Origin of the sequence: Enterobacter cloacae complex sp. I2 (assembly GCF_014896205.1) — a bacterium.
Taxonomy (GTDB): domain Bacteria; phylum Pseudomonadota; class Gammaproteobacteria; order Enterobacterales; family Enterobacteriaceae; genus Enterobacter; species Enterobacter quasihormaechei.
This window is the reverse complement of the sequence record NZ_JADBRA010000012.1, coordinates 100,386-121,695: the sequence shown is the minus strand read 5'-3', so window position 1 is coordinate 121,695 and position 21,310 is coordinate 100,386. Positions and strand designations below refer to the sequence as shown.

Sequence of the window (21,310 nt, the reverse complement as noted above, 5' to 3'; positions counted from 1 at the left end):
CCGGCAGGCCTTTCACTCAGGATTGCTGGCGAACATCACAGAATTTTTGACGTGAGGAACAGATGCAAATAGTTAAACAAAGCGCGGTAGCGTTATTTTTGGCGGTTTTCACTTTCGCCGCCGGCGCCCATCCTCACAGTTTTATCAGCCTGAAAACCGAGCTGGTGACGGACGGCACGCAGCTCAGCGGCCTGAAAATGCGCTGGACGATGGATGAAATCACCTCCGCCGATCTGCTGTACGATGCCGGAAACGCAAAGCCCGGCGACGAGATCTGGAAAAAGCTGGCGGCAGAAGTGATGGCCAACGTGCTGGGTCAGCACTACTTCACCGAGTTCTGGCACAACGGACAAAAGGTGAAGTTTCTTAACCGTCCCACGGAGTACGGCATGACCCGCGACGGTCATCAGGCGGTGCTGACGTTTATCCTTCCGCTGGCGCACCCTCAGCCGCTGGCAGGGCAGAAGTACACGTTCTCCACGTTTGATCCAACCTACTATGTCGATATGCATTACGCCCAGGACAGCGACGTGCAGTTGCCGGAAAATTTGCAAAAAATCTGCAAAATTGCCGTGCACACGCCGACGCCCAGCGAAGAGACGCTGAATTTTGCCGTTTCCCTTGATAAAGAAGATGCGCCCCCAGAAGACATGGAATTAGGAAAACAGTTTGCGCAGGAGGTGACGTTGCAATGTCAGTGATCTCCTCTCCCGTCAGCAAGCCGCGTCGCTGGCTGCACCTCTGGCCTCTGGCGCTCTTTTTACTGTTAGCCGTCTGCGGCGCGCTCTGGCTGTGGCAGGCCTGGCCGCAGGTGATGATAAAAAGCATTATCTGGCAGCGTGAAGTCAACCAGCAGATGAGCGGGCTGCTGAAGGCGGTGGCGGAGAACCCGACCAAAGCGGGCGGTTCTCTTCTGGCGTTCAGCTTTATCTATGGCGTGCTGCACGCGCTGGGGCCGGGGCACGGTAAAATCGTCATCACCACCTGGCTTGCCACCCATCCGTCGAAGCTGAAATCGAGCATTGGCCTGACGCTGGCGTCCTCTTTACTTCAGGGCGTTGTGGCGATTGCGCTCGTGGTGATAGTCCTTTCGCTGTTGCAGCTGCCAGCCCGTCAACTGCATATGAGCAGCTTCTGGCTGGAGAAGGGGAGTTACGCGCTGGTGGGCGTGCTGGGGCTGATCCTCTGCTGGCGGGCGCTGAAAAAGTTGCGCGCGCTGCTGCAAAAACCGAAATTCAAAGCCTTTACGCCGCATCACGTTCACCATGAAAACTGCGGATGTGGGCATCAGCATCTGCCGACGCAGGCGCAATTACAGAGCGGCGACGACTGGCGCGCGCGCCTGATGATTGTGCTCTCTATGGGGATGCGCCCGTGCTCGGGAGCGATCATGGTGCTGTTGTTCAGCAAAGTGATAGGGGTATTTGGCTGGGGAATGCTCTCGGCGCTGGCGATGGCGGCGGGAACGTCTCTGACTATCTCTTCGTTAGCGTTGCTGGTGCACAGCTTCCGTCAGCTGGCGGTAAAACTCAGCGGCAATAAAACGCCGGTGCTGTGGCGACAGGTTGGCTGGACGACGCTTGCGCTGGCGGGCGGGTTGATTCTGCTGGTGGCTGCGGTCACGATGTGGATGAGCGCGGTGCCGGTGGGAAGGGGGCTGCGGCCTTTTTAGCCGTACCTGAGGGATTTGTAGGCCCGGTAAGCGGAGCGCCACCGGGCTTAACATGCTGAATTAACGCTTCAGCGCATCACTCAGTTCATCACGCATGTTTGCCAGCATGGCTTTAACGACGCGCGGGTTACCTGCAACGATGTTGCCGGTAGACATATAGTTATGACCGCCGGTGAAGTCACACACGATGGCGCCTGCTTCACGTGCGATCAGTTCGCCCGCTGCAAAGTCCCACGGCTTCAGGGACAGCTCGAAGTAACCGTCAACGCGACCGGTCGCCACGTAGGCCAGATCCAGTGCAGCAGAGCCGGTGCGACGGAAGTCCGCGCATTCGGTGAACAGTTTGCCCAGGATATTCATATAGGTGGTTGCGTGCTGCTTCGCCTTGAACGGGAAGCCGGTCGCCAGAATGGTGCCGTCCAGATCGCGTGCATTGCTGCAACGCAGACGGTAGCCGTTCAGCTGCGCGCCCTGGCCGCGGGTAGCGGTGAACAGTTCGTTACGCATTGGATCGTAGACAACGGCGACTTCAGTACGGCCTTTGATGCGTACTGCGATAGAAACTGAGAAGTGTGGCAAGCGTTTAACGAAGTTGGTAGTGCCATCCAGTGGATCGATAACCCATTGAACATCCTGATCGGTACCTTCATGTTCACCGCTTTCTTCGGTGATGATGGTGTGCTGCGGGTAAGATTTGCGGATCGTTTCGATAATAATCGCTTCTGCGGCTTTATCGACGTTAGTCACGAAATCATTGCTGCCTTTCTGGCTGGTTTCTACGGAGTCTGGAGTTTCGTAGTGTTTGGCAATTACATTACCCGCCTTGCGCGCTGCGCGCACGGCGATGGTCAGCATCGGATGCATCGGTCTCTCTCACTGGATGTTAAAGAACAGGAAAATCGGCGCAGAGTATAGCAGCGGGATCGGATTATGTCTCTCGTTTATGATAATATGCCCGAATATTCTTCAGACACTGAACCCAGACATCTAAAAATTATGCTGCAAAACATTCGAATCGTGCTGGTCGAAACATCGCACACCGGCAACATGGGCTCTGTGGCCCGCGCTATGAAAACCATGGGCTTAACGAACCTGTGGCTGGTTAATCCGCTGGTGAAACCAGACTCTCAGGCTATTGCCCTGGCGGCCGGCGCCAGCGACGTGATCGGTAATGCGCAGATCGTGGACACGCTGGATGAAGCCCTGGCCGGTTGCAGCCTGGTGGTGGGCACCAGTGCGCGCTCCCGTACGCTCCCGTGGCCGATGCTGGATCCGCGCGAATGCGGCCTGAAAAGCGTCTCAGAAGCGGAGCAGGCGCCGGTTGCGCTGGTGTTTGGTCGCGAACGCGTTGGCCTGACCAACGAGGAACTACAGAAGTGCCACTACCACGTGGCGATTGCCGCCAACCCGGAATACAGCTCGCTTAACCTGGCGATGGCGGTGCAGGTAATCGCCTACGAAGTGCGCATGGCATGGCTGGCGGCGCAGGAGAAACAGGTCGAACCTAAAGAAGAGACGGCCTACCCGCTGGTGGACGACCTGGAGCGTTTCTACGGCCACCTGGAGCAGACGCTGCTCTCTACCGGCTTCATCCGTGAAGGCCACCCGGGCCAGGTAATGAACAAGCTGCGCCGTATGTTTACCCGCGCCCGTCCGGAAAGCCAGGAGCTTAACATCCTGCGCGGGATCCTGGCGTCGATTGAGCAGAAGAATAAAGAGTAGTGCCGTGTGTTCGCCGGGTGGCGCTTCGCTTACCCGGCCTACAAAGCCCGTAGGCCCGTGCAAGCACAGCGCCGCCGGGCAAAAAATACGGCACAGAAGGTTAAATACCTGACTAAAACAGTCAAGTAAATAGTTGACCAATTTAGTCAGGAATGTCAGACTTGGCCCTGCTATGCAATACCCCCATTTTACAATAAAAAACCCCGGGCAGGGGCGAGTTTGAGGTTAAGTAAGACATGAGACTGACATCTAAAGGGCGTTATGCCGTGACCGCGATGCTGGACGTTGCGCTCAACTCCGAAGCGGGCCCGGTTCCGTTGGCTGATATTTCTGAACGACAAGGGATCTCCCTCTCTTACCTGGAACAGCTGTTCTCCAGACTGCGTAAAAATGGACTGGTGTCCAGCGTTCGTGGCCCGGGCGGCGGTTATCTGCTGGGTAAAGACGCGGGCAGTATTGCGGTTGGCGAAGTGATTAGCGCGGTGGATGAATCCGTTGACGCAACCCGTTGCCAGGGTAAAGGCGGCTGTCAGGGCGGCGATAAATGCCTGACCCACGCGCTGTGGCGCGATCTGAGCGACCGTCTGACCGGCTTCCTGAACAATATCACCCTGGGTGAACTGGTGAATAACCAGGAAGTTCTGGACGTTTCTGGTCGTCAGCACAGTCAGGATTCACAACGCAGCACCCGTTCGCAGGACGCCATCGACGTTAAACTGCGCGCGTAATTAAAAAGATAAGTATTCAGAATCAGGCCGGGGTAGTCACACCCCGCGTACTCGGTCGTACATCCAGCCGGTTGCCTGATTCCTTGCATTGAAGCGATGTACGGAGTTTATAGAGCAATGAAATTACCGATTTATCTCGATTACTCCGCAACCACGCCGGTGGACCCGCGTGTTGCCGAGAAAATGATGCAGTGTCTGACCCTGGACGGAAACTTTGGTAACCCAGCTTCCCGTTCACACCGTTTTGGCTGGCATGCTGAAGAGGCGGTAGATATCGCCCGTAATCAGATTGCTGACCTGGTTGGCGCCGACCCGCGTGAAATTGTTTTCACCTCCGGTGCGACCGAATCCGACAACCTGGCGATCAAAGGTGCGGCCAACTTCTATCAGAAAAAAGGCAAGCACATCATCACCAGCAAAACCGAACATAAAGCCGTGCTGGACACCTGCCGTCAGCTGGAGCGCGAAGGGTTCGAGGTGACTTACCTGGCGCCGCAGAGCAACGGGATCATCGACCTGAAAGAGCTCGAAGCGGCGATGCGTGACGACACCATCCTGGTTTCCATCATGCACGTTAACAACGAAATCGGCGTTGTGCAGGACATCGCGACCATCGGCGAAATGTGCCGTGCGCGCGGCATCATCTACCACGTGGATGCGACCCAGAGCGTGGGCAAACTGCCTATCGATCTGAGCCAGCTGAAGGTGGACCTGATGTCCTTCTCCGGCCACAAAATCTATGGCCCGAAAGGTATCGGCGCGCTGTACGTTCGTCGTAAGCCACGCATCCGCATCGAAGCACAGATGCACGGCGGCGGTCATGAGCGCGGCATGCGTTCCGGTACGCTGCCTGTTCACCAGATCGTGGGCATGGGCGAAGCGTACCGTATCGCGAAAGAAGAGATGGAAACCGAGATGGCACGCCTGCGTACGCTGCGTAACCGTCTGTGGGACGGCGTGAAAGATATGGAAGAAGTGTATCTGAACGGCGATCTCGAGCAGGGCGCGCCAAACATCCTCAACGTCAGCTTCAACTATGTTGAAGGTGAATCGCTGATCATGGCGCTGAAAGACCTGGCCGTTTCTTCCGGTTCTGCCTGTACGTCTGCAAGCCTGGAGCCATCCTACGTGCTGCGCGCGCTGGGCATGACTGACGAGCTGGCACACAGCTCAATCCGTTTCTCTTTAGGTCGTTTCACTACCGAAGAAGAGATTGACTACACCATCAAGCTGGTTCGTAACTCCATCGGCCGTCTGCGCGACCTTTCTCCACTGTGGGAAATGTTCAAGCAGGGCGTGGATCTGAACAGCATTGAATGGTCACATCACTAATCGGTACATAAGGAGAATTCAATCATGGCATACAGCGAAAAAGTTATCGATCATTACGAGAACCCGCGCAACGTTGGCTCTTTTGACAACAGCGACGACTCTGTCGGCAGCGGCATGGTTGGTGCGCCAGCATGTGGCGACGTGATGAAGTTGCAGATTAAAGTCAACAATGAAGGTATCATTGAAGACGCGCGCTTCAAGACCTACGGCTGCGGTTCTGCTATTGCCTCCAGCTCCCTGGTCACCGAATGGGTGAAGGGCAAGTCTCTGGACGAAGCACAGGCAATCAAGAACACGGATATTGCTGAAGAACTCGAACTGCCACCGGTGAAAATTCACTGTTCTATTCTGGCAGAAGACGCGATCAAAGCCGCCATTGCGGATTACAAAAGCAAACGTGAAGCAAAATAATTGAGGTTTGAGTATGTCGATTACCCTTAGCGACAGCGCTGCCGCGCGAGTAAGCTCTTTTCTGGCGAACCGTGGTAAAGGCTTTGGCCTGCGACTGGGCGTACGTACCTCCGGCTGTTCTGGTATGGCTTACGTACTGGAGTTTGTTGACGAGCCGGCGTCTGATGACACCGTGTTTGAAGACAAGGGCGTGAAGGTGGTGGTCGATGGCAAAAGCCTGCAATTTCTCAACGGCACTCAGCTGGACTTCGTAAAAGAAGGCCTGAACGAAGGGTTCAAATTCACGAACCCGAACGTCAAAGACGAGTGTGGTTGCGGCGAAAGCTTCCACGTTTAACCGCGCGTCATCCGAAACCCCACCGTGGCTTTGCTGCGCGTGGGGTTTGTTCTAACAGGCTACCCCTGAGATTGTTATGGATTACTTCACTCTCTTCGGACTACCCGCTCAATACCCGATCGATCTTCAGGCACTGACGATCCGTTTCCAGGATCTACAGCGTCAGTACCATCCGGATAAATTCGCCAGCGGGACGCAGGCAGAGCAACTGGCTGCGGTATCGCACTCCGCAACCATCAACCAGGCCTGGCAAACGCTGCGTCATCCGCTGACGCGTGCCGAATATCTGCTTTCGCTCCACGGCTTCGATCTGGCGAGCGAACAGCATACCGTGCGTGACACCGCCTTTCTGATGGAACAGCTTACGCTTCGCGAAGAGCTGGATGAGATTGAACAGGCCAAAGATGAAGCGCGTCTGGAACGTTTTATCACGCGCGTGAAGGGCATGTTCGATACCCGCCATCAGCAGATGGTGGAGCAACTGAACAACGAGACCTGGGACGTCGCGGCAGACACTGTGCGCAAACTCCGTTTTCTCGATAAACTGCGAAGCAGTGCTGAACAACTCGAAGAAAAGCTGCTCGATTTTTAATTTCGGAAGCAATTATGGCCTTATTACAAATTAGTGAGCCTGGCTTAAGCGCCGCACCGCACCAGCGTCGTCTGGCGGTCGGTATTGACCTGGGCACCACCAATTCCCTCGTGGCGACCGTGCGCAGCGGCCAGGCGGAAACGCTGGCTGACGAGCAGGGCCGCCATCTGCTGCCTTCCGTGGTCCACTATCAGCCGCAGGGGCACGCGGTTGGCTACGACGCCCGCGCCAACGCCGCGCGCGATCCGGCCAACACCATCAGCTCCGTAAAGCGCATGATGGGCCGCTCGCTGGCTGATATCCAGACCCGCTACCCGCACCTGCCGTATCAGCTTCAGGCCAGTGAAAACGGCCTGCCGATGATTGCCACGGCGGCCGGCCTGCTGAACCCAATTCGTGTTTCCGCTGACATCCTCAAAGCGCTGGCGGCGCGCGCGACGGCGACGCTCGGCGGCGATCTGGACGGCGTAGTGATCACCGTTCCGGCCTATTTTGACGACGCACAGCGTCAGGGCACCAAAGACGCCGCGCGTCTGGCGGGCCTGCACGTGCTGCGCCTGCTGAACGAACCGACGGCGGCGGCGATTGCCTACGGCCTCGACTCCGGTCAGGAAGGGGTGATTGCGGTCTACGATCTGGGCGGCGGCACCTTTGATATTTCTATCCTGCGCCTGAGCCGCGGCGTGTTCGAAGTGCTGGCGACCGGCGGGGATTCCGCGCTCGGCGGCGATGATTTCGACCATCTGCTGGCGGACTACATCCGCGAGCAGGCGGGCATCAGCGATCGCAGCGATGCGCGCGTTCAGCGCGAACTGCTGGATGCGGCTATCGACGCCAAAATTGCGCTGAGCGATGCGCAGTCGGTCAGCGTGAATGTCGCAGGCTGGCAGGGTGAAATCACCCGCGATCGGTTCAACGAGCTGATTGCGCCTCTGGTTAAACGCACCCTGCTGGCCTGCCGTCGCGCATTGAAGGATGCGGGCGTGGAGGCTGACGAGGTGCTGGAAGTGGTCATGGTAGGCGGCTCAACGCGCGTGCCGCTGGTGCGCGAGCGCGTGGGCGAATTCTTTGGCCGCACGCCGCTGACCTCCATCGACCCGGATAAAGTGGTTGCCGTCGGCGCCGCTATCCAGGCCGATATTCTGGTTGGCAACAAGCCGGACAGCGAAATGCTGCTGCTGGACGTCATCCCGCTGTCTCTCGGTTTAGAAACCATGGGCGGCCTGGTGGAGAAAGTGATCCCGCGTAACACCACCATTCCGGTGGCGCGCGCGCAGGAGTTCACCACCTTCAAAGACGGCCAGACCGCGATGTCCATCCACGTGATGCAGGGCGAGCGCGAACTGGTGCAGGACTGTCGCTCTCTGGCGCGCTTTGCGCTGCGCGGTATCCCGGCGCTGCCGGCGGGCGGGGCGCATATTCGCGTGACCTTCCAGGTGGACGCCGACGGCCTGCTGAGCGTGACGGCGATGGAAAAATCCACCGGCGTGGAATCGTCCATCCAGGTGAAGCCGTCCTACGGCCTGACCGATGGCGAAATCGCCTCCATGATCCATGATTCAATGAGCTACGCCGAGCAGGATGTGAAGGCGCGTATGCTGGCTGAACAGAAAGTTGAAGCCGCACGCGTGCTGGAAAGCCTGAACGGGGCGCTCGCTGCCGATGCCGCGCTGTTAAGCGCCGCCGAGCGCCAGGTGATTGACGAGGCTGCCGCGCGCTTACGCGCAGTTGCCGAAGGCAATGACGCTGACGCAATAGAAGAAGCCATTAAAAACGTTGATAAACAAACCCAGGACTTCGCCGCTCGCCGCATGGACAAATCTGTCCGCGTCGCGCTGAAAGGCCAGTCCGTGGACGAGGTTTAATATGCCAAAGATTGTTATTTTGCCTCATGCGGACCTCTGTCCGGATGGTGCTGTTCTGGAAGCGAAGACCGGTGAAACCATTCTCGATGTTGCCCTGCGTGCAGGTATCGAAGTGGAACACGCCTGTGAAAAATCCTGTGCCTGCACCACCTGCCACTGCATCGTGCGTGAAGGTTTCGACTCTCTCGCCGAGAGCACCGAAGACGAAGACGACATGCTGGATAAAGCATGGGGTCTGGAGCCAGACAGCCGCCTGAGCTGCCAGGCCGCGGTGACCGATGAAGATCTGGTCGTGGAGTTCCCGCGCTACACCATTAACCACGCACGCGAGCACTAATATGGGACTGAAGTGGACAGACAGCCGTGAAATCGGCGAAGCGCTCTACGACGCGAACCCGGATCTCGATCCGAAAACCGTACGATTCACCGACATGCACCAGTGGATCTGCGATTTAGAGGATTTCGACGACGATCCTAACGCATCCAATGAAAAAATTCTGGAGGCGATTCTGTTAGTCTGGTTAGATGAAGCAGAATAAATAACAAAACGGGCTGCCTTCAGGCGGCCCGTTTGCTAGTTGCTAATAAGGATAAATAAAATGACCGAAGCGATGAAGATTACGCTCGCCACACAGCCTGCTGACGCGCGCTGGGGCGAAAAAGCCACCTACAGCATCAACAACGACGGTATTACCCTGCACCTGACGGGCAACGATGATTTGGGTCTGATCCAGCGCGCCGCGCGTAAAATTGACGGCCTGGGCATTAAGCATGTGTCGCTGGAAGGTGAAGGCTGGGATACTGACCGCAGCTGGGCGTTCTGGGCGGGATACAAAGGCCCGAAAGGCACCCGTAAAATTGAGTGGGCGAACCTCGATGAAGCCGGTCAGAAAGAGCTGGAAAGCCGCCTGCAAATTATCGACTGGGTGCGCGACACCATTAACGCCCCGGCGGAAGAGCTTGGCCCTGAGCAGCTGGCGCAGCGCGCCGTTGACCTGCTGTCCGGCGTGGCGGGGGATAACATGTCCTACCGCATCACCAAGGGCGAAGATCTGCGCGAGCAGAACTACATGGGCATTCATACCGTGGGCCGTGGTTCTGAGCGTCCTCCGGTCCTGCTGGCGCTGGATTACAACCCAACCGGCAATAAAGAAGCGCCGGTCTTTGCCTGCCTGGTCGGGAAAGGCATTACCTTCGACACCGGCGGCTACAGCCTGAAGCAGAGCGCATTCATGGATTCCATGAAGTCCGACATGGGCGGCGCGGCAACCATCACCGGCGCGCTGGCGTTCGCCATCACTCGTGGCCTGAACAAGCGCGTCAAGCTGTACCTGTGCTGCGCGGATAACATGGTGAGCGGTAACGCCTTCAAGCTGGGCGACATCATTCGCTACCGCAACGGTAAAAATGTCGAAGTGATGAACACCGACGCCGAAGGCCGTCTGGTGCTGGCCGATGGCCTGATCGACGCCTCTGCCCAGAAGCCAGAGCTCATTATCGACATGGCGACCCTGACCGGCGCGGCGAAAACGGCCCTGGGTAACGACTACCACGCGCTGTTCAGCTTCGACGACAAGCTGGCCGCTCGCCTGCTGGCAAGCGCTGCGGCGGAAAACGAGCCGTTCTGGCGCCTGCCGCTGGCCGAGTTCCACCGCAGCCAGCTGCCGTCTAACTTTGCCGAGCTGAACAACACCGCGAGCGCGGCGTATCCGGCGGGTGCAAGCACCGCAGCAGGCTTCCTGTCGCACTTCGTTGAGAACTATCATGAAGGCTGGCTGCACATCGACTGCTCTGCAACCTACCGTAAAGCGGCGGTTGAACAGTGGTCTGCGGGGGCGACCGGTCTGGGTGTGCGTACCGTGGCGAACCTGCTGACGGCTGAGTGATCTTTTTTGCGGGGTGGCGCTGCGCTTGTGCGGGCCTACGGTTTTGTAGGCCGGGTAAGCGAAGCGCCACCCGGCGTATCTTTGAAGTAGCGAAACTATGTCAGATACTAAAAACGAATTAGAGACCCTGCTGGAGCAGGCGGCGACCGAGCCCGCCCACCGTCCGGCCTTTTTCCGCACGCTGCTGGAATCCACCGTCTGGGTGCCGGGAACGGCGGCGGAAGGTGAGCAGGTTGTCGAAGACAGCGCGCTGGATCTGCTGCACTGGGAGAAAGATGACGGCACCTCGGTGATCCCGTTCTTTACCTCGCTGGAAGCCTTGCAGGAAGCGGTAGAAGATGAACAGGCGTTCGTGGTGATGCCGGTGCGCACGCTGTTCGAAATGACGCTGGGGCAGACGCTTTTCCTCAACGCCAAACTGCCGACAGGGAAAGAGTTCACCCCGCGCGAAATCAGCCACCTGATAGGTGAGGAGGGCAACCCGCTCAGTACCCAGGAGGTGCTGGAAGGGGGAGAAACGCTGCTGCTCTCTGAAGTGGCCGAGCCGCCCGCGCAGATGATTGACTCCCTGACCACGCTGTTTAGTACCATTAAGCCGGTGAAACGCGCTTTTCTCTGCTCCATCAAAGAGGGGGCTGATGAACAGCCCGTGCTGCTGATTGGTATTGAAGCGGACGGCGATATTGAGGAGATCATTCAGGCAGCGGGAAGCGTAGCGACCGACACGCTGCCGGGCGATGAGCCGATCGATATCTGTCAGGTGAAGAAGGGCGAGAAGGGAATCAGCCACTTTATTACCGAGCACATCACCCCGTTCTATGAGCGTCGCTGGGGCGGCTTCCTGCGCGATCTTAAAACCAACCGCATTATTTAATTACGGCGGGGTGAGCCTCACCCCGTTGCCTCCAGCAGCAGTAAATCCATCAGTAGCACCAGATTCGACTCAAACGACGTCACGCCCGCGGCTTCGGCAGCGAAATGCACCGCCTCGTCATACAGCGCGAAATGCAGATCCGCCATGCCCGCCAGCGTATTGGCGGAGGCTCGGGTAAAGGCGACGACCGTCATGCCGACGTTTTTGGCTATCCGCGCTTTATCCAGTACCTGCTCCGTTTCGCCGCTGCGGGAGACGGCAATAAACACCTGATAACGCGCGGCGTTACTGAGAAAAATATTCCGGCTGTCCCCCGGCCCGGAGATGAACGCCGTTTTGCCCAGCACCTGCAACTTCTTGGTCAGGTACTCGGCAAAAAGATACGAAAACCCGGCGCCGTAGAGAAAGAAGCTCTCTTTCTGGCGCAGCAGGCTGGCAAACTGCTGGCGTTTGGCCTGGGTGACCCACTGAAAGGTGTGCTGATAGTTGGCAATAAACTGAGCGAACAGCGCCGGTAGTTCCGCATGCTGCTCAGGCTGTACGGTGATGTGCGGCGTGTCTGAAAGCAGCTGCTTGCAGTGCCAGATAAACTCGCTAAAGCCGCTGAACCCGAGCTTCTGACACAGGCGCATAATCGTCGCGGTGGAGACAAATGTCGCCAGCGCCAGCTCGCGCACCGTGATGTTGCCCACCAGCAGCGGATGCTCAGTGAGGTGGGCGAGGACGCGATACTCCGCGCGGGTCAGCGAGGACCCGCGCGTTAACAGCGTTGCCAGGCGGTTATCCATTATTTCGTCGGTTCAACCGGCAGATCGTCCCGCGCGCCCCATTCGCTCCAGGCGCCGTCATACAGCGTCACGTCATTCGCGCCAAGGGTTGCCAGCGCCAGAATCACCACGCAGGCCGTCACGCCGGAGCCGCAGCTGGCAATAATCGGACGATGCAGATCCACGCCCTGACGTTCAAAAACGGCACGCAATTCATCGGTGGTTTTCAGCTCACCTTCAAACACCAGATCGCCCCACGGCACGTTCAGCGCACCCGGAATATGGCCTCGCCTCAGCCCCGGTCGTGGTTCATCCGCTTCAGCGTTAAAGCGTGGTGCAGGACGCGCATCGACGATTTGCGCCGTCTTTTCGTGGCTGACGACCAGCACATCGGTCAGACGCTTCACCACGTGTGCGTCAAACGACGCGTCGAAATCGCCTTCCGGCAGCGTGACGTCACCCTGCTGGAGCGGCAGCTCATCGCGTTTCCAGCCCGCAAGCCCACCCGCCAGAATCGACACTTTTTCCACGCCGAAGTTTTTCAGCATCCACCACGCGCGCGGCGCGGAGAACAGATTGCCTTCATCGTAAACAACAAGATGTTTGTCTTTGCTGATGCCCAGCTCGCGCATCGCCACGGAAAACGCTTCCGGACGCGGCAGCATGTGCGGCAGGGGAGAGGTGTGATCGGAAAGCGCTTCGATATCAAAAAATACCGCGCCTGGCAGATGCCATGCGCGGTACTCACCGGGAACGTCACGATGCTCTTGCCCCGGAGGTGCCATGCGCGCATCAATAATCTGAACTTCCGGGTCGTCACCGTGCTCAATCAGCCAGTCGGCAGCGACAAAATATGAGGTGGACATGGTTGCCTCCATTCTTTTCCGTAAAAAAGGATTGTCGGTGTTTTTTCTGACACCGACAAGCTAACCACGTTCAACTCGCGAGCAAGCCCCTATTTTTTCACCGCTTCGCCGTCCTGCCAGGCCTTTTGCAGTGCAGGCCAGTAGTCGCGGTTGGCTTCGATCATCTCATCCAGGATCGCTTTCGCATGTTCCATGGTCGGCACGGTGCGGTTCAGGGTGAACGCCTGAAGTGCTTTCTCATAGCTGCCTTCGATGGTCGCCTCAACCAGCAGCTGTTCAGAGGCCAGCTGCTGCTGTAAAAGCGTCTGGTGGAACAGCGGCACCTGACCCACGCGGACGGGCTCTGGTCCTTCGGAGGTAATATAGGCAGGCACTTCCACCACCGCATCATAAGGCAGGTTGGTAATCGCCCCGCGGTTTTCGACCATCACCAGGTGACGCTGGCGCAGGTTAAACGCCAGCGAGCAGGCGACATCGACGATAAACTCACCGTGGACACCTACGTGGAAGGCATCCGGTAAAATTCCGGTGCGCTGGTACTCTTCGGCAGCGGCGAAGAGTTTTTTCTCACGCCCGTTCATCACTTCGTTGGCCCGGGTATAGTCGGGGTTTTGATGCTCCACGATCTGGTTCGGCATCAGGTAGTACTGTAGATACGGGTTCGGCAGGTACTCCGGGAAGTTATCCATAATCGGCTTGATGTTGCGCCAGGTTTTCACCCACGACGGATCCGAGTGCTGCGGGTCGGTTTTTGCGGCATCTTCCGTCAGCAGGCCAAACTTCGCGATATGTTTACGCAGCTCCGGTAATTTGTCCTCGCCGTCCACCAGCACGCGGGTAAACCAGCCGAAGTGGTTGAGACCAAAATAGTCCACCTCCAGCCTGCGACGATCCACGCCCAGGATGGCCCCCATATTACGCATCGCCGCGACCGGCATATCGCAGATGTTCAGCACCCGTGCGTTGGGGCGCAGGCGACGCACGCCTTCCGCAACAATCGCTGCCGGATTAGAGTAGTTCACGATCCACGCTTTCTCATGTGCGTAGCGTTCCACTCGATCAATCAGCTCGACCATCGGCAGGATCGTGCGCAGTCCATACGCCAGACCTCCTGGGCCGCAGGTTTCCTGGCCGACCACGCCGTGGCGCAGCGGAATTTTTTCATCCTGCTCGCGCATTTTGTACTGTCCGACGCGCATCTGGGCAAAAACAAAGTGCGCGCCGCTGAAGGCCACTTCCGGGTCGCTGGTGACGGTGAATTTGATGCTCTGGCTGTGGTCGCGAATGACCTTCTCCACCACGGGCGCAATGGTCTTCTGACGCGCCTCGTCGATGTCGTACAGGCGGATCTCTGCCAGAGGGAAATCGTCCAGGCGTACCATCAGGCTTTTCACAATACCCGGCGTGTAGGTGCTGCCACCGCCGGCAATCGACAGAATAAAGGGGGGTGTAAACATTTTTAGCTCCTTTCAGAGAAACGTCTCAACGGCTTCTCGCATTTTTTTGACATGCAGCCCGTAGACCACCTGAACGTTGTTACCTTGTTTGATAACCCCTTTCGCGCCGGTCGCTTTCAGGCGCGGTTCGTCGATGATGTCGACGTCCTTCACCGTGACGCGTAAGCGGGTGTAGCAGTTATCAACGACTTCAATATTTTCCCGGCCGCCCAGACCCACCACGATGGATTCGCCCAGCCCGTCGTTATTCCCCTTCGCCTGGTACTCCTGCTTGCTGTAGAGGCGCGTCTCCCGATCCTCATCTTCACGGCCCGGCGTTTTCATGTTGAAACGCAGGATCAGGAAGCGGAACACCACGAAGTAGAGGGCAAACATGATCAGCCCCACCACCATGTACATTGGCCAGTTGGATTTCTCCGTGCCGAGCGGCAGGTTGTAGAGGATGAAATCGATAATTCCGTTGGCGCCGATGGCGTGAACGCCAAACAGCGAGAACAGCATCATGCCGATGCCGGTCAGCACCGCATGCACCACGAACAGCAGCGGGGCGACAAACAGGAAGGAGAATTCAATCGGCTCGGTTACGCCGACCAGCAGCGAGGTCAGCGCCGCCGGGATCAGAATGGCCTTCGCAATCGCCTTACGCTCTGGCTTCGCGGTCATGTACATCGCCAGCGCGGCGGCGGGCAGGCCAAACATCTTGCTGATGCCGCGCGCATCCCACACCACGGTGCTGCTGAGCTGTTTGACGTCCGGGCAGGCCATCTCGGCGAAGTAGATATTGCGCGCCCCCTGGTAAGCCGTACCGCACACCTCCTGCGTACCGCCCAGTTCGGTATACAAGAACGGCGTATAGACCAGATGATGCAGGCCCGTCGGTACCAGAATGCGCTCAAGGAAACCGTAGATCGCCACCCCGAACGGGCCAGAGCCTTTAATAGCCAGCGCCAGGGCGCTAATACCATGCTGCGCGTACGGCCAGAGTTCGCTCATGACCACGCCGAGCAGCATAGAGACGGGCAGCATGACAATCGCCACAAAGCAGTGGCCGGAGTAAATCGCCATTGCGCCGTTAAACTGTACGCCGGAATATTTGTTGTACAGATAACCGGAGAGCGCCCCGGTCAGGATCCCGGCGAAAACGCCCATCTCCAGCACCTGGACGCCCAGTACCATGCTTTGTCCGGCGGCTTTCATCTGCTCAGCCGGAGCCAGTTCACCCTGAAGCTGTAGCGTCACGTTCATCGCGTTAATGAATACGATGAAGGTCACCAGCCCAATCAGCGCCGCGTAGCCTTTGTCTCGTGTTGCCAGCCCAATGGGGATCCCGACGGCAAACACCAGCGCCAGGTTGACCAGCACCGACACGGCAGATTTGGCGATCAGCTGGCCCACATTCTGGATCAGCGGATGGCCGAGAAACGGCAGGTACTCGGCCAGATTGCCGTTACCCAGTACATTGCCAAAGGCGATAAACAGGCCGACGATGGGTAAGATAAGTACAGGTCCATAAAGTGATTTTCCGAAATTTTGTAGGGCGTTCACGGCTCGTTTCATGGCTTTCTCTCTTATTGAACCGCGCACTCGGGGTGCGTCATGGACATAAAACTAGCAGGCTCAGCGCGAGTTTATCCAGCTATCTTCTTGTTTTAAAAACAAATGACGTGAAAGGTAACATGTTACGTTACGCCGTGTGATCGCGGTTCCAACCCGGTAGATCAGCGAGATGCAATTCTGCGAGGCGCTTTCCAGATTATAAAATTGGACTTTTTGTATTAACGAAACTTGCGGATAATACTTATCCGGACGACGACCAACAGGCCCCCTCAGGCCAGGGACACAGGATGAAACCGTTTCGCTTAGCCGCGATCTCTCTCGCGCTACTCACCACCTTTACGCTTGTCGGCTGTGATAACAGCGACGATAAACCTCAGGCCGCTGCGCCCGCAGCGTCTACGGCATCACAACAGAAAGCCCCGGAAAAAGCTGATCCTGAAAAGCTGGCTAAGCTGGCCGCGCAGAGTCAGGGCAAGGCGTTGACGCTGCTGGATGCTTCTGAAGTGCAACTCGACGGTGCCGCGACGCTGGTTCTGACCTTCTCTGTACCTCTTAAACCCGATCAGGATTTCGCCAAAACGGTGCACGTGGTGGATAAGAAAAGCGGGAAGGTGGACGGTGCATGGGAATTGGCACCCAATCTTAAGGAGCTGCGCCTGCGTCACCTGGAGCCGAATCGTAATCTGGTCGTCACCGTTGAGCATGGCCTACAGGCACTGAATAACGCAACCTTCGATAAGAACTATGAAAAGGCGCTTACGACACGGGACATTGAGCCGACGGTCGGATTCGCCAGCCGGGGATCGCTGCTGCCAGGCAAAGTGGTGGAAGGGTTGCCGGTGATGGCGCTTAACGTCAGCAACGTGGACGTCAACTTCTACCGCGTGAAGCCGGAGTCGCTGGCCTCGTTTGTCAGCCAGTGGGAGTACCGTAACTCGCTGACCAACTGGGAATCCGACAACCTGCTGAAGATGGCGGAACTGGTCTATACCGGCCGTTTCGACCTCAACCCGGCGCGCAACACGCGTGAAAAACTGCTTTTGCCGCTCAAAGAGATTAAGCCGCTCCAGCAGTCTGGGGTCTATATCGCCGTGATGAATCAGGCCGGTCACTATAATTACAGTAACGCCGCGACGCTCTTTACCTTAAGTGATATTGGGCTGTCCGCTCACCGTTATCATAACCGCCTGGACATCTTCACCCAGAGTCTTGAAAACGGTGCGGCGCAGTCAGGCGTGACCGTTACCCTGCTGAACGATAAAGGGCAGACCCTTGCCGAGGCGAACAGCGACGCCGACGGTCATGCGAAACTGGAAACCGATAAAGAAGCCGCGCTGATCCTGGCCAGCAAAGACGGCCAGACCACGCTTCTTGACCTCAAGCTTCCGGCGCTGGATCTGGCGGAGTTTGATATCGCCGGCAAGCCCGGGTACAGCAAGCAGTTCTTTATGTTTGGCCCGCGCGATCTCTATCGTCCGGGTGAAACGGTGATCCTTAACGGCCTGCTGCGCGACAGCGACGGAAAACCGCTTCCCGATCAGCCGGTAAAACTTGACGTGCTGCGTCCGGACGGACAGGTAGCACGTACGGTCGTTGTGCAACCCGAGAACGGTCTCTATCGCTTCAACTATCCGCTTGATAGCGGCGCCCAGACCGGCATGTGGCATATTCGCGCAAATACGGGCGATAACCAGCAGCGCATGTGGGATTTCCACGTCGAAGATTTTATGCCTGAGCGTATGGCGCTGAATCTGACCGGGCAAAAAATACCGGTTTCCCCGCAGGATGATGTGGGCTTTAACGTTGTGGGCTATTACCTGTATGGCGCACCGGCTAACGGCAATGCTCTGCAAGGCCAGCTTTTCCTGCGCCCGCTACGCGACGCCGTTCCTGCACTGCCTGGCTTCCAGTTTGGTGATATTGCCGAGGAAAACCTGAGCCGCAGCCTGGATGAAGTGCAGCTTACGCTGGACGAAAAGGGACGCGGGCAGGTAACCACCGAAAGCCAGTGGAAAGATACGCACTCGCCGCTGCAACTGATTTTGCAGGCCAGCCTGCTGGAATCAGGCGGGCGTCCGGTGACACGGCGCGCTGAGCAGGCTATCTGGCCTGCGGCTGAACTCCCTGGGATCCGCCCACAGTTCGCCAGCAAGGCCGTTTATGACTACCGTACCGATACCACCGTCAACCAGCCGATCGTCGATGAGAACGGCAACGCCAGTTTTGACATTGTCTATGCCGATGCCAGCGGGGCGAAAAAAGCGGCATCCGGCTTGCAGGTGCGTCTTATCCGTGAGCGTCGTGACTACTTCTGGAACTGGTCCGAGAGTGAGGGCTGGCAGTCTCAGTTCGATCAAAAAGACCTGGTTGAGGGCGAGCAGGAGCTTAACCTCAAGGCCGATGAAACCGGAAAAGTCACCTTCCCGGTGGAGTGGGGCTCATACCGTCTGGAAGTGAAAGCGCCTGATGATATGGTCAGCAGCGTACGCTTCTGGGCCGGTTACAGCTGGCAGGATAACAGCGATGGCACGGGGGCTGCACGTCCGGACCGCGTAACGCTGAAGCTGGATAAACCCGCTTATCAGCCGGGCGATACCATTAACCTGCACATTGCGGCCCCGGCAGCAGGCAAGGGCTATGCGATGATCGAATCCAGCGAAGGACCGCTGTGGTGGAAAGAGATCGACGTGCCGGCAAACGGTCTGGATCTTTCTATTCCGGTGGATAAAGCCTGGAAGCGTCACGATCTCTATCTCAGCACGCTGGTGGTTCGTCCCGGCGATAAATCCAAATCCGCCACGCCGAAGCGCGCGGTTGGATTGCTGCACCTGCCGATGGGCGACGAAAATCGTCGTCTCAACATTGCCCTTGAGAACCCGCAAAAAATGCGCCCGAACCAGACGCTCTCAGTGAAGGTGAAGGCCAGCGTGAAAGAGGGAGCTGTGCCGCAGAAAGTCAATGTGCTGGTCTCGGCCGTTGATAGCGGCGTGCTGAACATCACCGACTACGTTACGCCGGATCCGTGGGAAGCTTTCTTCGGCCAGAAGCGCTATGGCGCGGATATCTATGATGTTTACGGCCAGGTTATTGAGGGCCAGGGCCGCATGGCCGCACTGCGCTTTGGGGGGGACGGCGATGAACTGAAACGCGGCGGTAAGCCACCGGTGAACCATGTCACCATTATTGCCCAGCAGGCGCAGCCGGTAACGCTTGATGCCAATGGCGAAGGCACTATCACGCTGCCGATTGGTGATTTCAACGGCGAACTGCGTCTGATGGCGCAGGCCTGGACGGAAGACGATTTCGGCAGCAGCGAAAGTAAAGTCGTAGTGGCTGCGCCGATTATCACCGAGCTTAACACGCCGCGGTTCCTGGCGAGCGGGGATACCTCAAGGCTGACGCTGGACCTGACGAACCTGACTGACAAGCCACAAACGCTCAATGTCGTATTAACCTCTACGGGCAAGCTGGCGATTGAAAGTAGCGCGCCGCCGCGCCCGGTTCAGCTAGAGCCCGGCGCGCGCAGCACGCTGTACATTCCGGTGCGCGCGCAGGACGGTTACGGTGAAGGGGAAGTCATCGCGCTTGTTACCGGGCTTCAGCTGCCGGGTGAAACGTTTGTCCCTCAGCACAAGAGCTGGAAGATAGGCGTGCGTCCCGCATACCCGGCGCAAACGGTGAATACCGGCGCCATGCTCAACCCCGGCGAGTCCTGGACCGCGCCAGTGCAGCACAGCAGCGGCTTATCGACTGCCACTTTACAGGGGCAACTGCTGCTGAGCGGCAAACCGCCGCTGAACCTGGCGCGCTATATTCGTGAGCTACAGGCGTATCCGTACGGCTGTCTGGAACAAACCACCAGCGGCCTGTTCCCGTCGCTCTACACTAACGCCGCGCAGCTGGCGGCGCTGGGCATCAAGGGCGACAATGATGATAAACGCCGCACCGCCATTGATATCGGGATCTCCCGCCTGCTGCAAATGCAGCGTGACGACGGTGGTTTTGCGCTGTGGGATAGAAATGGTCCGGAAGAGTACTGGCTGACCGCTTATGTGACGGATTTCCTGGTTCGTGCGGGAGAACAGGGCTACAGCGTTCCCGCTGACGCGGTCAATAAAGCCAATAACCGCCTGCTGCGCTATTTGCAGGATCCGGGCATGATGTCCATCCGCTACAGTGACGACACCCAGGCCAGTAAATTCGCCGTGCAGGCCTATGCTGCGCTGGTGCTGGCGCGCCAGCAAAAAGCGCCGCTTGGGGCATTGCGTGAAATCTGGGATCGTCAGGCCCAGGCTGCTTCCGGGCTCCCGCTGATGCAGCTGGGCGTGGCGCTGAAGCTGATGGGCGACGGGCCGCGCAGCCAGCAGGCAATGGATCAGGCGATGAAAACGCCGCGCAAAGAGAGCAAAACCTGGATTGCGGATTATGGCAGCCAGCTTCGCGATAACGCCCTGATGCTCGCTCTCCTTGAAGAGAATAAGCTGCTGCCGGAGGCGCAAAATACGTTACTGAACGGCTTGTCTGAACAGGCATTTAGCCAGCGCTGGCTTTCCACGCAGGAGAGTAACGCTCTGTTTCTTGCTGGACGTTCGCTGCAAAACCTCAGCGGCGCCTGGCAGGCCACCACCAGCCTCTCCGATCAGACGCTGAACAGTGAAAAATCGCAGGTTCAAAACGTGAACGGTGCTCAGCTTGACGGTTTGCAGGTCACCAACATCGGCGCCGCGCCGCTGTGGGTGCGACTCGACAGTACCGGTTATCCGGAATATGCCCCGCAGCCCTCTTCGAAGGTTCTGAGCATCCAGCGTCATATACTGTCCCTGGACGGCAGCACGAAATCGCTCTCATCGGTGAAGAGCGGGGAACTGGTACTGGTGTGGCTTGAAGTGAAGGCCAGCCAGAACGTGCCGGATGCCCTGGTGGTGGATCTGCTCCCGGCAGGTCTGGAGCTGGAAAATCAGAATCTGGCGAGCAGCAGCGCCAGCCTGCCGGACAGTGGCAGTGAGGTGCAAAACCTGCTTAATCAGATGCAGCAGTCTGATATCCAGCACATGGAATTCCGCGACGATCGCTTTGTGGCCGCCGTGCCGGTGAACGAAGGTCAGCCGGTCACGCTGGTCTATCTGGCACGTGCCGTTACGCCGGGAACCTACCAGGTGCCTGTTCCGATGGTCGAGTCCATGTACGTTCCGCAGTGGCGAGCAACGGGGGCGGCCAGTGGCCCGCTGATCGTTGTACCGTAAA

The 21,310-nt window shown here is 57.8% G+C and carries 19 protein-coding genes; 14 read left to right on the top strand and 5 right to left on the bottom strand.

Annotation, left to right across the window (positions count from 1 at the left end; genetic code table 11):
• The first annotated feature begins 62 nt into the window (after positions 1–62).
• Both IM300_RS12440 and IM300_RS12435 read left to right on the top strand, forming a co-directional pair.
• Positions 63–701 carry a DUF1007 family protein gene (locus IM300_RS12440; protein ID WP_193036729.1) on the top strand — a complete coding sequence of 213 codons (639 nt, stop codon included), beginning with the start codon at positions 63–65 and terminating at the stop codon, positions 699–701.
• Entirely contained in the window at positions 692–1,672 is a 981-nt protein-coding gene (locus tag IM300_RS12435; RefSeq protein WP_193036727.1) for a nickel/cobalt transporter, read from the top strand. Before IM300_RS12440 ends, IM300_RS12435 begins: the two co-directional genes overlap by 10 nt.
• A 60-nt stretch (positions 1,673–1,732) precedes the next feature.
• On the opposite strand, the gene suhB is transcribed toward IM300_RS12435, so the two are convergent.
• Positions 1,733–2,536, bottom strand: coding sequence for an inositol-1-monophosphatase (suhB, locus tag IM300_RS12430; RefSeq protein WP_003860668.1), 804 nt, complete (start codon positions 2,534–2,536; stop codon positions 1,733–1,735).
• Between the two features lie 132 nt (positions 2,537–2,668).
• On the opposite strand from suhB, the gene trmJ reads away from it, so the two are divergent.
• The 11 genes from trmJ (at position 2,669) to sseB (ending at position 11,419) form a co-directional block, all read left to right on the top strand.
• A complete protein-coding gene (trmJ, locus tag IM300_RS12425; RefSeq protein WP_193036725.1) occupies positions 2,669–3,394 on the top strand; it encodes a tRNA (cytosine(32)/uridine(32)-2'-O)-methyltransferase TrmJ in 726 nt (241 codons plus the stop codon).
• 236 nt (positions 3,395–3,630) lie between these two features.
• Positions 3,631–4,122, top strand: a complete 492-nt coding sequence (iscR, locus tag IM300_RS12420) for a Fe-S cluster assembly transcriptional regulator IscR (RefSeq protein ID WP_022649018.1) — start codon at positions 3,631–3,633, stop codon at positions 4,120–4,122.
• A 117-nt stretch (positions 4,123–4,239) separates the two neighbouring features.
• The gene (iscS, locus tag IM300_RS12415) at positions 4,240–5,454 is read left to right on the top strand and encodes a cysteine desulfurase (protein WP_003860663.1); all 1,215 of its coding nucleotides are present in this window, start codon (positions 4,240–4,242) and stop codon (positions 5,452–5,454) included.
• 24 nt (positions 5,455–5,478) lie between these two features.
• Positions 5,479–5,865, top strand: a complete 387-nt coding sequence (gene iscU / locus IM300_RS12410) for a Fe-S cluster assembly scaffold IscU (protein ID WP_015703172.1) — start codon at positions 5,479–5,481, stop codon at positions 5,863–5,865.
• 13 nt (positions 5,866–5,878) lie between these two features.
• Positions 5,879–6,202, top strand: a complete 324-nt coding sequence (gene iscA / locus IM300_RS12405; RefSeq protein ID WP_003860659.1) for an iron-sulfur cluster assembly protein IscA — start codon at positions 5,879–5,881, stop codon at positions 6,200–6,202.
• A gap of 76 nt (positions 6,203–6,278) precedes the next feature.
• Positions 6,279–6,794 carry a co-chaperone HscB gene (gene hscB, locus IM300_RS12400; protein WP_063867992.1) on the top strand — a complete coding sequence of 172 codons (516 nt, stop codon included), beginning with the start codon at positions 6,279–6,281 and terminating at the stop codon, positions 6,792–6,794.
• A 14-nt stretch (positions 6,795–6,808) separates the two neighbouring features.
• Positions 6,809–8,659 (top strand): Fe-S protein assembly chaperone HscA, encoded by a 1,851-nt coding sequence (gene hscA / locus IM300_RS12395; protein WP_193036723.1) that lies wholly within the window; start codon positions 6,809–6,811, stop codon positions 8,657–8,659.
• Position 8,660: 1 nt separating this feature from the next.
• Positions 8,661–8,996, top strand: coding sequence for an ISC system 2Fe-2S type ferredoxin (gene fdx / locus IM300_RS12390; protein ID WP_003860652.1), 336 nt, complete (start codon positions 8,661–8,663; stop codon positions 8,994–8,996).
• A 1-nt stretch (position 8,997) separates the two neighbouring features.
• Positions 8,998–9,198: a Fe-S cluster assembly protein IscX gene (iscX, locus tag IM300_RS12385; protein WP_003860650.1), complete on the top strand. Its 201-nt coding sequence runs from the start codon at positions 8,998–9,000 to the stop codon at positions 9,196–9,198.
• A 60-nt stretch (positions 9,199–9,258) separates the two neighbouring features.
• A complete protein-coding gene (gene pepB, locus IM300_RS12380) occupies positions 9,259–10,545 on the top strand; it encodes an aminopeptidase PepB (protein WP_193036721.1) in 1,287 nt (428 codons plus the stop codon).
• A 97-nt stretch (positions 10,546–10,642) separates the two neighbouring features.
• On the top strand, positions 10,643–11,419 hold the full coding sequence (gene sseB, locus IM300_RS12375; RefSeq protein ID WP_131636477.1) for an enhanced serine sensitivity protein SseB: 777 nt from the start codon (positions 10,643–10,645) through the stop codon (positions 11,417–11,419).
• A gap of 17 nt (positions 11,420–11,436) precedes the next feature.
• On the opposite strand, the gene IM300_RS12370 is transcribed toward sseB, so the two are convergent.
• The 4 genes from IM300_RS12370 to IM300_RS12355 form a co-directional block, all read right to left on the bottom strand.
• On the bottom strand, positions 11,437–12,207 hold the full coding sequence (locus IM300_RS12370; protein WP_063450521.1) for a MurR/RpiR family transcriptional regulator: 771 nt from the start codon (positions 12,205–12,207) through the stop codon (positions 11,437–11,439).
• The gene (sseA, locus tag IM300_RS12365) at positions 12,207–13,052 is read right to left on the bottom strand and encodes a 3-mercaptopyruvate sulfurtransferase (protein WP_193036719.1); all 846 of its coding nucleotides are present in this window, start codon (positions 13,050–13,052) and stop codon (positions 12,207–12,209) included. Before sseA ends, IM300_RS12370 begins: the two co-directional genes overlap by 1 nt.
• Before the next feature lie 89 nt (positions 13,053–13,141).
• Positions 13,142–14,509: a 6-phospho-alpha-glucosidase gene (locus IM300_RS12360; RefSeq protein WP_063868002.1), complete on the bottom strand. Its 1,368-nt coding sequence runs from the start codon at positions 14,507–14,509 to the stop codon at positions 13,142–13,144.
• 12 nt (positions 14,510–14,521) lie between these two features.
• Positions 14,522–16,066: a PTS transporter subunit EIIC gene (locus IM300_RS12355; RefSeq protein ID WP_193036717.1), complete on the bottom strand. Its 1,545-nt coding sequence runs from the start codon at positions 16,064–16,066 to the stop codon at positions 14,522–14,524.
• Positions 16,067–16,353: 287 nt separating this feature from the next.
• Between IM300_RS12355 and IM300_RS12350 the strand changes: the two genes are divergently transcribed.
• Complete coding sequence (locus tag IM300_RS12350; RefSeq protein WP_193036715.1) at positions 16,354–21,309, top strand: alpha-2-macroglobulin; 4,956 nt, start codon at positions 16,354–16,356, stop codon at positions 21,307–21,309.
• The last annotated feature ends 1 nt before the right edge of the window (position 21,310 follow it).